At 68.4% G+C, this 12310-nt stretch carries 12 protein-coding genes; 6 read left to right on the forward strand and 6 right to left on the reverse strand.

The features are described from left to right. Nucleotides 1–308: 308 nt before the first annotated feature. From IEY60_RS18340 to IEY60_RS18355, 4 genes are all read right to left on the reverse strand, one after another. Complete coding sequence (locus IEY60_RS18340) at nucleotides 309–1394, reverse strand: NAD(P)H-dependent flavin oxidoreductase (protein ID WP_189029865.1); 1086 nt, start codon at nucleotides 1392–1394, stop codon at nucleotides 309–311. Nucleotides 1395–1465: 71 nt separating this feature from the next. After that, the gene (locus IEY60_RS18345; RefSeq protein WP_189029867.1) at nucleotides 1466–2266 is read right to left on the reverse strand and encodes a CoA-transferase subunit beta; all 801 of its coding nucleotides are present in this window, start codon (nucleotides 2264–2266) and stop codon (nucleotides 1466–1468) included. Further along, the gene (locus IEY60_RS18350) at nucleotides 2263–3141 is read right to left on the reverse strand and encodes a CoA transferase subunit A (protein WP_189029869.1); all 879 of its coding nucleotides are present in this window, start codon (nucleotides 3139–3141) and stop codon (nucleotides 2263–2265) included. Before IEY60_RS18350 ends, IEY60_RS18345 begins: the two co-directional genes overlap by 4 nt. A gap of 5 nt (nucleotides 3142–3146) precedes the next feature. Beyond that, the gene (locus IEY60_RS18355) at nucleotides 3147–3911 is read right to left on the reverse strand and encodes an enoyl-CoA hydratase family protein (protein ID WP_189029871.1); all 765 of its coding nucleotides are present in this window, start codon (nucleotides 3909–3911) and stop codon (nucleotides 3147–3149) included. 71 nt (nucleotides 3912–3982) lie between these two features. Here IEY60_RS18355 and IEY60_RS18360 point away from each other — a divergent pair, with 71 nt between their 5' ends. From IEY60_RS18360 to IEY60_RS18380, 5 genes are all read left to right on the forward strand, one after another. Then, nucleotides 3983–4759: an SDR family oxidoreductase gene (locus IEY60_RS18360; RefSeq protein WP_189029873.1), complete on the forward strand. Its 777-nt coding sequence runs from the start codon at nucleotides 3983–3985 to the stop codon at nucleotides 4757–4759. Nucleotides 4760–4902: 143 nt separating this feature from the next. Further along, entirely contained in the window at nucleotides 4903–5817 is a 915-nt protein-coding gene (locus tag IEY60_RS18365; RefSeq protein ID WP_189029875.1) for an SDR family oxidoreductase, read from the forward strand. Nucleotides 5818–6017: 200 nt separating this feature from the next. Further along, a complete protein-coding gene (locus IEY60_RS36245; RefSeq protein WP_189029877.1) occupies nucleotides 6018–7220 on the forward strand; it encodes a hypothetical protein in 1203 nt (400 codons plus the stop codon). Between the two features lie 11 nt (nucleotides 7221–7231). After that, nucleotides 7232–7747, forward strand: coding sequence for an ImmA/IrrE family metallo-endopeptidase (locus IEY60_RS18375; protein ID WP_189029888.1), 516 nt, complete (start codon nucleotides 7232–7234; stop codon nucleotides 7745–7747). Further along, on the forward strand, nucleotides 7744–8778 hold the full coding sequence (locus IEY60_RS18380) for a hypothetical protein (RefSeq protein ID WP_189029890.1): 1035 nt from the start codon (nucleotides 7744–7746) through the stop codon (nucleotides 8776–8778). The genes IEY60_RS18375 and IEY60_RS18380 overlap by 4 nt, the downstream gene beginning before the upstream one ends. Before the next feature lie 130 nt (nucleotides 8779–8908). On the opposite strand, the gene IEY60_RS18385 is transcribed toward IEY60_RS18380, so the two are convergent. Together IEY60_RS18385 and IEY60_RS18390 are read right to left on the reverse strand one after the other, a co-directional pair. Further along, nucleotides 8909–9325, reverse strand: a complete 417-nt coding sequence (locus tag IEY60_RS18385) for a helix-turn-helix domain-containing protein (RefSeq protein ID WP_019044759.1) — start codon at nucleotides 9323–9325, stop codon at nucleotides 8909–8911. Between the two features lie 365 nt (nucleotides 9326–9690). Then, the gene (locus IEY60_RS18390; RefSeq protein WP_189029900.1) at nucleotides 9691–10854 is read right to left on the reverse strand and encodes a steroid 3-ketoacyl-CoA thiolase; all 1164 of its coding nucleotides are present in this window, start codon (nucleotides 10852–10854) and stop codon (nucleotides 9691–9693) included. Nucleotides 10855–10986: 132 nt separating this feature from the next. Between IEY60_RS18390 and IEY60_RS18395 the strand changes: the two genes are divergently transcribed. Next, nucleotides 10987–12282, forward strand: a complete 1296-nt coding sequence (locus IEY60_RS18395) for a cytochrome P450 (protein WP_189029902.1) — start codon at nucleotides 10987–10989, stop codon at nucleotides 12280–12282. The last annotated feature ends 28 nt before the right edge of the window (nucleotides 12283–12310 follow it).

Below are 12310 nucleotides of genomic sequence, written 5' to 3' on the forward strand. Positions count from 1 at the left end.
TGGCAATCATCGCGCATACCGCATCGGCGAGGCCCGGACCTGCCGCTCATATCCGGCATTCGCGCGACCTCCCGCCACGGTGTCGATGTCCGGCAAATTCTAGGCGACCGGGCGCCGTCGGCAGCGCCTTCGAGCCCGTGTCGTGACCACGAGACCCGGACAACGTCCCGCCGAAAAAGCACCGGACCCGATGCGCACCTCGTGAGTGCGGCACCGGGTCCGGTGTTCGGTCGCCCCGTGTGACCGACGGTTGGCTCTGGGCCGTCGATCGGGGCGAGCTTCGGGGTGGAGCCGTTTTCCGGCTCCGGTCAGTGGGCCTCGGACGCGGACTCGACGGTCAGCGCCGAGATCGCCTCGATCCGGGCGACGGCGTCGGTGACGATCCCGTCGATCAGCTCGGCCACGGTCGGCAGGCTGTCGATGATGCCGGTGACCTGGCCCGCGGGCAGCACGCCCGCATCCGTGCGGCCCTCGACGAGACCGGCCTTGGTCAGCATCGCCGAGTTCGCGGCCATCACGACCTGGGACCAGCTGAGGTCCTTGGTCTTGCGCATCGCCAGGCCGTCGCGCATCAGCGTCGACCACTTCATGCCGGTCATGGATTTGAACTTGGCCGCGTTGCCGACCGCCGCGGACAGGCCGCGCCAGCCGCCGGAATGCTCCAGCTTCTCGACCAGTTCGGTGTTCAGCATCCGGTGCGGCATGCCGTCGACCTTCACCGAGACCACCGTGTCCTGCAGACCGCGCGCCAGGTACTCCTGCTTCACGGCCTCCGGGACGGTGCTCTCCTGGGTCAGCAGGAAGCGGGTGCCCATGGCGACGCCTGCCGCACCGTAGGACAGCGCGGCGGCCAGGCCGCGACCGTCGAAGAAACCGCCCGCCGCGACCACCGGGATGTCGACCGCGTCGAGCACCGAGGGCAGCAGCAGCGTCGTGGCGACCGGGCCGGTGTGCCCACCGCCCTCGCCGCCCTGCACGATCACCGCGTCGGCGCCCCAGGAGGCCACCTTCACCGCGTGCTTGGCCGCGCCGATCGACGGAACCACCACGACACCGGCGTCTTTGAGCTTGGCGATGAGGTCCTGCTTCGGCGCGAGCGCGAAGGAGGCGACCCGCACCTGCTCCCGGATGAGCAGCTCGATGCGCTCGGTGGCATCGGTCGCGTCGGCACGGATGTTCACGCCGAACGGCTTGTCGGTGAGCGACTTGGTCTTGGCGATCGCCGCCTCGAGCTCCTCGAAGGTCATCGTGGCCGAGGCCAGGATGCCGAGCCCGCCCGCGTTGGCCGTGGCCGCGACCAAGCGCGGACCGGCGACCCAGCCCATGCCGGTCTGCACGACCGGATGCTCGATCCCGACCAGCTCGGTCAGCGGAGTCCGCAGCCGCGCGCGCACGCTGTCTCCTCTCGGCGTGCTCGGGCGGCCTGCGTGGTTACGCTCCGCTGCCGCCTCCGGCCGCTGACCGCTCACGCCGCCACTTCCTTCTCCCGGAAACCCTTGGGATCGAGCACGGTTCGGATGATCCGCAGCTCTTCCTCGGTGGGCAGCCTGGTCTCGCCCGCGGTGCCGAGCTCGGCGACCTCGAAGGAGGTGTTCTCGGCGACCTCGTCGGCGCTCACGCCCGGATGCAGCGACAGCGCGCGCAGGGTGTGGTCGGGACCGTTGAAGTCGAACACGCCCAGGTTGGTCACCACCCGGTGCAGGTGGTGGAAGCGGTAGGCCGGGTTCTCGGGATCGATACGGTCGTAACCGATTCCGGAGATGATGTCGACCTGATCGACGAACACCCGCTTGTTGTGCCGGGGCACGAAGTAGCTGGTGGCGTGGTTGATGGTGTTGCCCGGCGCGCCGCGCACACCGAACATCTGCCGGGTCGGCTGCTGCAGCGGACCGAAGGCCGACAGGTTCTGGTTGCCGAACCGGTCGATCTGGTTGGCGCCCATCACCACGTGCCGACGGCCGGAGGCGACCACGTCGAACACCTTGGAGAACGGAATCCAGCCCTCCACCGGCGCTTTCGCGCCGATCGCCGGAACCTCGGCGAAGAACAGCGCCTCGCCGTCGGACAGCAGCAGATCGGGCTCGAAGGTGAGCCGGGCCAGCCGGGCGCCGATGGTGGTGACCGTCGACATCGGGCTCGCCATGATCTCACCGGCTCCGCGGAAGATCTCCGCGGCGGCGACGACGCAGATTTCAGCACGGGTAATGCGCCCGCCCGTCTCCCGGCCGCCACCCCTCACGGAATCGCCTAGCGATGCTGTACTCATTTCTGCTCCTCGGCGAAAGCGTGGACGGCGGACTGGTATTCGGCTTCGGAGACATCCAGGTAGCGAGCCTTGAACTCGGCCCACGACTCGGGAGTCGCCGCGGCGGCCACATAGTGCTTCTGGAACTTCTCGTCGCGGCCGTAGCTGCCGGAGAAGGTGAAGTGCGCGCCACCGGGCGACTCGACGACACCGTCGACCAGCATCCGGTTGAGGATGATCGACTGCTGCGGAACGGCTTTCACCAGTTCCTCGGTCTCGACCAGGCGATCCACCGAGACGTAGCGCCGCTCGGCGGCCAGGCAGTACAGGTCGTCGAAGTACGGGTCGACGCCGGTGTAGGCGGCATTGCCGTGCTTGTCGGCCAGATCCAGGTGCACGAAGGAAGCGTCGAGGTTCAGCGCGGGCATCGCCACGAGCGTCTCGGTCTTGCCGTCGGCGGCCGGGTAGGGTGACTGGATCGTCTTCAGCTCGCCTTCCCAGAAGTCGATCACCGACGACCCGAGACCGGCCCGGATCGGCAGGAACGGCAGCCGGGCCGCCGCGGCCTGCAGGCCGCACTTGACCATGCCCTCGTCCATCTCGCGCACGGTGATCGCGCCCTCGGTGCGCGCCTTGGCGAACCACGGATCGTAGAAGGGCGCCGAATCCAGCGAGACGAACCCGTAGTACGCCTTGCGCACCTTGCCCGCCGAGCACAGCAGACCCAGATCGGGGCCACCGTAGGTGACCACGGTCAGGTCGGTGACATCGGAGCGCAGCAGCGCGCGCACCAGCGCCATCGGCTTGCGCCGGGAACCCCAGCCGCCGATGCCGATGGTCATGCCGCTGCGCAGCTCGCCGACGACCTCGTCGAGCGTCATTCTCTTGTCGCGCATGGCGTCTACTTCTCCTTCTTCTGCGCGGCGAGATCGTCGTCGAAACGCGCCCTGATCTCGTCGGCGACACCGGCGAGGTTGAGCTCCATGGTGAAGCCCTGCTCGTAGCGGTAGGAGCGGTGCACGTCCTGCACGTCGATGCCGTTGAGCGCGCGCTTGGCGGCCCGGATCACGCGGCCGTCCTTGTTCGCGATGTTCTTGGCGACCTCCATGGCCGCGGCGTCGAGTTCGGCGCGCGGCACCACCTGGTACACCGAGCCGAAGTGGTGCAGCTGCTGGGCGGTGAGCTTGCCCGCGGTGTAGAACATGGTCCGCATCAGGTGCTGGGGGACCAGTCGCGCCAGGTGGGTGGCCGCGCCGAGCGCGCCGCGGTCCACCTCGGGCAGGCCGAAGGTGGCGTCGTCGGAGGCGACGATGACATCGGAGTTGCCGACCAGCCCGATGCCGCCGCCGAGGCAGAAGCCGTTGACGGCGGTGACAACGGGTACCTGGCAGTCGTAGACGGCCGCGAAGGCCTCGAAGCAGCCGTGGTTGGCGCGGATCAGCGCGGTGTGGCCGGTGTCGGCGTTCATCTCCTTGATGTCGACGCCGGCGTTGAAGCCGCGGCCCTCGGCCCGCAGCACCACCACCCGGGTCTCCGGATTACGGCCTGCCTCCCGGATCGCGTCGGCCAGGGCAAACCAGCCGTCGGACGGCAGTGCGTTGACCGGCGGGTAGTCGACTGTGACGACTTCGACGCCCTCGGTTTCGGTGTGACGGTTTATCCCCATCGCAAAGTCCCATCGTGCGCGACTCGGGCGAACCCGAGACAAAGCAAGCAATTGCTTGGTAGGTTAGCACGGTGGCTGTAGAAATCGACCTTTCCGAGCAGATCGTTCTGGTGACCGGCGGCGTCCGCGGTGTCGGCGCAGGCATCAGCCGGGCCTTCCTCGCCGCGGGCGCGACGGTGCTGACCTGCGCGCGCAGGCCCGCGGACGAACCGATCACGGTGGGGGACCGCAGCACCGAACACCTCACCTGCGATGTGCGCGACGTCGACGCGGTGGCGGCGATGTTCGCCGAGATCCTGGCCGGACACGGCCGGATCGACCACGTGGTGAACAACGCGGGCGGCGCGCCCTTCGCGATGGCCGATGCCGCGAGCCCCAAGTTCCACGCCAAGATCGTGGAGCTGAATCTGCTCGCGCCCCTGCTGATCTCGCAGCAGGCCAACGCGGTGATGCAGAAGCAGGACGCGGGCGGCTCGATCGTGATGATCACCAGCGTCAGCGGGCACCGCCCCTCGCCCGGTACCGCTGCCTACGGCGCGGCCAAGGCGGGCCTGGACAACCTGGCCTCCTCGCTGGCCGTCGAATGGGCGCCGAAGGTCCGGCTGAACTCCGTCGTCGTCGGCCCGGTCGAGACCGAACTCAGCCATCTGCACTACGGCGACGCCGACGGTGTGGCCGCGGTCGCCAAGACCGTGCCGATGGGCAGGCTGGCCAGCCCCGCCGACGTCGGCAGCGCCGCGCTGTTCCTCGCCTCACCCCTGGCCGCGCACATCAGCGGCGCCACCCTGCTCGTCCACGGCGGCGGCGAACGCCCGGCCTTCCTGGACGCCGCCACCGCCAACCACTAATCCCTACCCGACCACCACGGTTTTCGGCCGCCTCGCATCCGAGGGGCGAGACGGAACGCCGAAGGCGCAGTATCGCCCCTCGGATGCGAGGTCACGAGGCCGAAAACCCGCGGCACCAGCCGCCAGAGATACAGGAGCTTCCTATGGACGACCAGCAGTTGATCTGCGCGGGCCGCACCGTCATCGTCACCGGCGCGGGCCGGGGGATCGGCCGCGCGCACGCGCTCGCCTTCGCCGCCGCGGGCGCGCGCGTGGTGGTCAACGACGTCGGCACCGCGCTCGACGGCGCCGAGACCACCGAGACCCCGGCCCAGCAGGTCGTCGACGAGATCGTCGCCGCCGGTGGCGAGGCCGTCGCCAACTACGACGACGTCGCCGACTGGGAGGGCGCCCGGCGCCTGATCCGCCAGGCCGTCGACACCTTCGGTGGCCTCGACGTGCTGGTGAACAATGCCGGTTTCGTGCGCGATCGGATGCTGGTCAACCTGGGCGAGGACGAGTGGGACGCGGTGGTCCGCGTGCACCTCAAGGGCCACTTCGCCACCATGCGGCACGCGGCCGAGTACTGGCGCGGTGAGTCGAAGGCGGGCCGTCCGGTCGATGCCCGCGTCATCAACACCAGCTCCGGCGCCGGTCTGCAGGGCAGCGTCGGCCAGGGCAACTACGGCGCGGCCAAGGCGGGCATCGCCGGTCTCACCCTCACCGCCTCGGCCGAGTTCGGCCGCTACGGCGTCACGGTGAACGCGATCGCGCCCGCCGCCCGCACCCGGATGACCGAGACGGTCTTCGCCGAGACCATGGCCGCCCCCGATTCCGGCTTCGACGCGATGGCGCCGGAGAACATCTCCCCGCTCGTCGTGTGGCTCGGCAGCACCGAGTCGGCCGGGGTGACCGGCCGGATGTTCGAGGTCGAGGGCGGAAAGGTGGCGCTCGCGCAGGGCTGGCGCCACGGCGCTCCGGTCGACCGCGGCGCCCGCTGGAACCCGGCCGAGCTCGGTCCGGTCGTGGCCGAACTGATCGAGAAGAGCGTCGAGCCGGAACCGGTGTACGGCGCATAGCAAACCCATAGAGCGCAGGCCGCGGAAACTCCCCGGCCTGCGCTTTTGCCATGTCACGAGCGTTAAGGGGGCTGGACGACTCTTGCTCTCTCCTGCGTGGAAGCAACGGTGGGTTTACCATGGGCTACTGTTCGTCGATCCCGGAATGTGTCGCGACCGGGGGTATTGCTGCGCTGAATAGCTAAGGGGATGACAAGCGCATGGCCGTTGGTCGCATCTTGCGCGTACTTGCCGCTGCGAGCGTGCTGGCCGGTTCTGCTCTGCTCGGGCCGGCTCTCGCCACAGCCGCACCGGAAAAACCATCGACTCCCGCTGCTCAGGCGCCAGGGAGCGGAAGCAGTGGACAGGGGAACAACGGTCAGAACAACGGCGGCCAGGACAACGGCAAGCCCGGCCCCGAGCTGAGGCTGCCCAGCGGCTCCGGTGACGGCGGCCAGGGCGACAACGGCCAGACCCCCGCCGATACCCAGCACCCCGCGGGCGCGCCCGTAGCCGGTGACGGCGAGTGGCAGCCGCTGAACATCCCCGGCCAGTCCACGCATGACGTTCCGAAGAAGGAAGTCAACGGCTCCGGTTCCGCCTCGGGCTCCGCTGCCGCCGGTTCGGCCGCCGCGGGCGCGGGTTCGGCCGCCGCTGGCGCTGTCCTCGGTACCGGCTCCGCGGGTCTCGGCCTGCTGCTCGGCACCGGCTCGGCCGGCGTCGGCGCCATCCTCGGTACCGGTTCGGCTGGTATCGCGGCAGTCCTCGGCACGGGTTCGGCCGGCGCCGCAGGCGTCCTCGCGACCGGTTCGGCAGGTGCGGCGGCAGTGCTCGGCACCGGCTCGGCCGCGGTCGGTTCGGCCGCCGCGGGCACCGGTTCCGCGGCCCTCGGCTTGGGCTCCGCAGTCCTCGGAACCGGTTCTGCCGCAGTGGGTTCCGCGGCTGTCGGCTCAGCTGCCGTCGGTTCCGCAGGTACGGGTTCGGCCGCGGTCGGCTCGGCCGCCGTCGGTTCCGCCGCGGTGGGCTCGGCCTCGCCGCTGCTCCTGCTGCTGATCCCGATCCCCTCCGCCCCGGCAGCGCCCGCCTTGCCGTCGATCGCGATTCCGCCCGCGCCCTCGTCGCCCGCTGTGCCGAATGTAGCTGTAGCAGCACCGGTTCCGGCAGCTACACCGCCCGCTGTCGCGGCTCCCGCCGCGCCGCCCGCCGCCGCCGCGCCCGCCCCGGCGGCCGCGCCGAATCACGCGTTCAAGCCGACCAGCGACAACAGCGGCCTGCCCGAACCGGAACTGCTGTCGGTGATCGGCGGCCTGATCGCGTTGGCGCTGGCCGGTACCGGCTCGGGCGCAGTGAGTTTCCAAGGTGCCGCGGCAGCCCAAGCCCGGGTGAACGCGGCGCGTGCCGAGTTCTTCGGACCGAGGTCGTGAGGGGATCTTCGATGAGCAAGAGCAAGACCCGGAGCACCTCGAGGTCCTATCGCCGTGTCGCCGCCGCGGTGGACGCGGTGTGCGCGGTCGCCGCCGATTCCGACGCGACCACCCTCGATGAGGTGGTCGCGGCGATCTCGCGCGAGCGGAAGCGCGAAATCGAGATCACCAGTGCGCAATTGGGTCCCGGCGTCTGTGGTCAGCGCCGGTTCTACCCGGAACGCGACATCATCGTCCTCGCCGACGCCCTGCCCAGCCGCGACCACACCCTCGCGCACGAACTGGGCCACATCGTCTTCGACCACGAGGGCGCGCCCGCGGTGGAGACGACGCTCGAGGTCAGCGACGACCTGATCGCCTACATGCTCAGCCAGCGCGCCCACGCGCAGATCGTCGACGACGGAGCCGACGACCTCGCCGAGTGGGAGGCCGAGACCTTCGCGGCCATGCTCATGACCCGGCTGCGCGTGTTCAACAACCGGGGCGCAGGCGTCTCGGTCCTTCGATTCGATGAGGCACTCGGATGACACTCTGGTTGACAGCCCTGCTGGTCTGGGTTGCCGCGGGTGCGCGAGTGGGTCGCGTGCTGGTCAAGCCGGCGACGACCGCCCGCGTCGCCATCGTCGTCGCGGTCTCCGCAGTCGCGCTCGCGGCGACCGTCGCAATTCCCGATATCGCGGTGGCGATCGACAATCTGCTGCCCGGCGGGGTGCGTAGCGGGTGGTTGTCCACCGGCATCGTGGATTCGGCGTGGATTTTGTTCACCACCGCCACCTCCGTGGTCGCCTCGGCGGCGTGGCCGGTGGTCTCGCGCCGCAATCTGCGCCAGATCGCCATGGTGGTCTACGGCATCGGCGCGCTCGCCATCGCGATCACGCTGGGGTGGTCGTTCACCTTCGGCTGGATCGTGGTCGCGCTCGGCGCGGTGTTCATCGTGGCCACCGGTCTGCGCAATCTGGACTGGACCACCCTGGGTCGCGGTATCGCGATCTACACGGCGGGAACGGCTTTGGTGGCCGTGCTCGCGGTCGCCAACGCGGGCCGCGCCTTCCAGCACGCCGAGCCGGCCCCGCCCGGCGAGCCCACCTGGGGCTGGCAGGCCTGGGAGATCGCGAGTCTGCTCATCGCGTTCGGCGCGGTGTCGATCGTGGTCGAGTTGTGGTGGCGGGCCCGGATCCTGCTGCGCCGGATCCGACCGCTGCACAAGCTGATGGTCGGCCGCTTCCCCGATGTGGTCGCGCCGGAGCAGAACGCCACGTCGACGCAGCTCAAGGCGTCCGACCACGTGGCCCAGGTGATGGACGCGCTGTATCTGCTCTCGGGCAGCGGCATCGTCATCCCGGCGGCGGGCGAGCCGCCCACGTCGGTCTCGGAGCGGGCCGCGGTCGTCGCCGAATGGGTGCGAGATCCGTTGGGGGACTTGTTCGTCGACGCGCGCTGGATCGCGCCGCCGCCCGGGGTCAGCCCGCGCGGCTGGGTGCTGACGATCGCGTCCGAGTACGACGCGGCGGTCGCCGCCGCGGGCGCGACGCCGAAGAGCACCGCCGCCTCGAACTGAGCCGAACACAGAGAACGGGCCTGAGCTGGTGGATCACACCGTCTCAGGCCCGTTCACTGTGCACGTATCCGTCTTTCACGGCCGGTCCCAGGACACCATCAGGTGCGTCAGGCCGACCGCTCTGTGGTTCCTATTCCGTTCCGTCCGGAGGAATTTCGGGCAAGCCTTCGCTGGCCCTCAACTTCTCCGCCATGGAGGTGAGCAAATTCTGTGATTCTTCCGAGAGGTCGAATGCCCTGCTGGACAGTCGACGCAGCCCGTAGCCCTGCAGCTGCGCGAGCAGTTCCAGGTCGTGATCGATCTTGGCCGCGTAGATGTCGTTGAAGAAGTAGTCAGGCTTGACCTTGAAGAACTTCGCCAGGGCGGCCACCGTCTCGTCGGACGGGTTGGTTCGTTGTCCCGACCGCAACTGCGAGAGATACGGCTTCGAGATCGGATGCCCGGAGGCAGTCAGCGCAGCCGCAACCTCTGCGTTGGTGTGCGGCTTGCGCCCCGGGGGATGCACGGTTTCGAACAGCTTGTTCAGCCGCGCCGCGAAATCAGCCATTGTGAGCCGCCCAATTCCCTTCACTGTACTAACAGTCGTTATCTCGGATACGTATCATTGATATTAGCGGCTCAGTAACTGAAAACCTACGCCTGATTCGGGATTTCTCTGCGATTTCCGACGCCCACCTGCGTGCAGGGGCGGCGGCGGTCGCGTTTGCGGGTCACGCCAACGACTCTTGTGGAGCCGGAGGGTGCCGGGGTTCGTGCCCGTCGCGGGGTTCTTCGACCTTGGGTCGATGGTAGCCCCAAGTTAGCTGATGTCTCATGTTCCCCCAAGTCCCCTGGATTGTGTGGCGTACGACACGTTCCGGGCGCCCTGGGATGAATGTTCAACCTGGGCGCCCGGTTTCGGTGAGGCCCAGTCTACAGGCGTTCGATGATCGTTCCGGTCGCGAGCGCGCCGCCTGCGCACATCAGCACCATGGCCGTGCCCTTGCCCGTTCGTTCGAGCTCGTGCAAAGCGGTGGTGATCAGCCGGGAACCGGTGGAGCCGACCGGATGCCCGATTGCGATCGCACCGCCGTTGACATTTACCCGGTCCATGTCCGGCTGATGTACAGAAGCCCACGAAAGTGCCACCGACGCGAATGCTTCATTGATCTCGAAAAGGTCGATATCTGCAATCTTCATTCCGGAGCGCTCGAGCAGCCGGGTGCACGCCTGCACCGGGCCGTCGAGGTGAAACTCCGGCTCCGCGCCGACGAGCACCTGGGTGTGGATGCGCGCGCGCGGCCGCAAACCCTTGTTGCGCGCGACGGTTTCGTCCATCAGCAGGACCGCGGCGGCGCCGTCGGAGATCTGCGACGAGGTGCCCGCGGTGTGGATGCCGTCGGCGACGACGGGCTTCAGTGCCGCGAGACCCTCGAGCGTGGTGGCGCGCAGACCCTGGTCGCGAGTCACCTCCAGCTTCTCGCCGGTGGCATTGCCCTCGCTGTCGAGCACCGGCGCCGACACCGGGAGCACCTCGCGATCGAAGCGGCCCTCGGCCCAGGCCTGCGCCGCCAATTGCTGTGAGCGAAGGCCGAATTCGTCGATGTCGGAGCGGGTGATGCCGCGCCTGCGGGCAATTCGCTCGGCCGCGCCGAACTGGTCGGGCAGATCGATCGACCACGACGCGGGCCGGCGCGAACCCGCCTCGGTGCCGACGTTCGCGCCGAGCGGCACGCGGCTCATGGCCTCGACGCCGCAGGCGATGCCGGTGTCGATCGCGCCGGTGGCGATGAGGCCGGCGATGAGGTGGTTGGCCTGCTGTGCTGAGCCGCACTGCGCGTCGATGGTGGTGGCGCCGGTCTGCCAGGGCAGGCCCGCGTGCAGCCAGGCGACCCGGGTGACGTTGTTGGACTGCTCGCCCGCCTGGGTGACACAGCCGCCGATCACCTGCTCGACCTCGGCCGGGTCGATGCCGGCCCGATCGAGCAGGCCGCGCTGGGCCAGGCCGAGCAGCTCGGCGGCGTGCAGTCCCGAAAGCTGTCCGCGGCGCTTGCCGATCGGCGTCCGCACGGCTTCGACGATGACGGGTGTTCCCATCTGATTCTCCCTCGTAACTGCAACAAGTTCTGGTCTATAGCCCAGGGTAAAACCGCGAGGTTCTTTCGTCACGGCAGCCTCTGTGCTTGAATGATTGTAGAACGTGTTTCAGTTTGTCGAAGGAGACATCTGGTGGTAGATCCGAGCACCGAACAAGCCGGCCCTGGTCAAGCCACGGGCCGGCCGAACCTGCCGGACGGGTTCGACGTCACCGATCCCGCTATCTACGCCGAGCGTGTTCCGATGGAGGAGTTCGCCGAGTTGCGGCGTTCGGCTCCGATCTGGTGGAACCCGAAGTCGCCCGACGTCGGCGGATTCCACGACGACGGTTTCTGGGTGGTGAGCAAGCACGCCGACGTGAAGGAGGTATCTCGTCGCAGCGACGTCTTCTCCACCTACGAGAACACCGCGATCCCGCGCTTCAACGACGACATCCAGCGTGAGCAGATCGAACTGCAGCGTTTCGTCATCCTCAACAAGGACGCCCCGGAGCACACCAAGCTCCGCAAGCTGATCGCCAAGGGCTTCACCCCGCGCGCGGTCAACGGCCTGCGCGCCGAGCTGTCAGCGCGTGCCGAGAAGATCGTGAAGGCCGCCGCCGAATCGGGTTCGGGCGACTTCGTCACTCAGGTCGCCTGCGAGTTGCCGCTGCAGGCCATCGCCGAACTGATCGGCGTGCCGCAGGAAGACCGGATGAAGGTCTTCGAGTGGTCCAACGACATGACGGGCTACGACGACCCCGACAACGTGGATGTCGACCCGGTCAAGGCGTCGATGGAGCTGCTCGGCTACTCGTACCAGATGGCCGAGGCCAGGAAGGCCTGCCCGGCCGACGACCTGGTCACCACGCTGATCGAGGCCGATGTCGACGGTGAGGCGCTCACGGCGGAGGAGTTCGGCTTCTTCGTCATCGTGCTCGCTGTCGCGGGCAACGAGACCACCCGCAACGCCATCAGCCACGGAATGATCGCGTTCATGGAGAACCCCGACCAGTGGGAGCTGTTCAAGAAGGAACGGCCCGCCAGCGCGGTCGACGAGATCATTCGCTGGGCCACCCCGGTCACCTCCTTCCAGCGCACCGCGCTCGAGGACACCGAGCTCAACGGCGTGCAGATCAAGAAGGGCCAGCGTCTGGTGATGCTGTACCGGTCCGCCAACTTCGATGAAGACGTCTTCGAGAACCCGGAGAAGTTCGACATCATGCGCAAGGACAACCAGCACCTGGCCTTCGGCGGTACCGGCGCGCACTTCTGCGTCGGCGCCAACCTGGCGCGGCTCGAGATCGACCTGATCTTCAACGCGATCGCTGACCACCTGCCCGATATCACCAAGATCGGCAAGCCGAAGCGGTTGCACTCGGGTTGGCTCAACGGCATCAAGGAGCTCCCGGTCGACTACAAGACCAAGGGCTGCCCGGTCGCCCACTGAGCTGTCCGGCAATACGAAAAGTTCCGCC

Source organism: Nocardia rhizosphaerihabitans, assembly GCF_014646295.1.
Taxonomy (GTDB): domain Bacteria; phylum Actinomycetota; class Actinomycetes; order Mycobacteriales; family Mycobacteriaceae; genus Nocardia; species Nocardia rhizosphaerihabitans.